Genomic DNA, 562 nt, shown 5'->3' on the forward strand with positions numbered 1-562 from the left:
GCCGTTAGGCCTTATTGGAATAAATGAAATTTATAGTTCTAATCTTGATTGTTACATTATCTGTTTCCTGTTCGGAAAAAAAATTTATTTATTATGAATTTGATGGAGTAACTATTACAAGAATTGATGAGGAAGCTGAAAGTTATTTTTACTACGGGAGATGTGATGATATTCAGCATTGCCCTGATAAATTTATTTGGGCGGAATATCATGGATTAGATGGAGTCATGGGGGGCTATCTTGTGTTTCAAAAAAATAGGCAAGTTAAATTTATTAGAATGTATGATCATTTTGAAGAGATAGGAGGCAATTCACCATTGTATCTATTTCAATTTAGTGAAAATATAAGATTTATAAATTGGCAAGATAGTATAAAAGGAAACTATAATAATATTATCAGGATAGCTGATGTTCTAAACCTTGAGAAAACGCTTAATAATCGCAATAACTCAAGGGTAAAAGCTACTTATCCAAACTTGGAAAATTAAAGAAAACAAGGCCTAACATTATGTATCGGCTATCGCTTCGGCTAAAGCCTTCGCCAGCCGCTACATCGGTCGTT

At 32.7% G+C, this 562-nt stretch carries 1 protein-coding gene; it reads left to right on the forward strand.

The window, feature by feature from the left end; genetic code table 11:
• The first annotated feature begins 23 nt into the window (after nt 1–23).
• Complete coding sequence (locus tag WJR50_RS34165; protein WP_341297810.1) at nt 24–488, forward strand: hypothetical protein; 465 nt, start codon at nt 24–26, stop codon at nt 486–488.
• Nucleotides 489–562 lie beyond the last annotated feature (74 nt).

The organism is Catalinimonas locisalis, from assembly GCF_038039535.1.
Classification (GTDB): domain Bacteria; phylum Bacteroidota; class Bacteroidia; order Cytophagales; family Cyclobacteriaceae; genus Catalinimonas.

What these genes read in the sequence shown, in the direction of transcription:
- WJR50_RS34165 (WP_341297810.1), top strand. Translation starts at nt 24, where the DNA reads ATGAAATTTATAGTTCTAATCTTGATTGTTACATTATCTGTTTCCTGT.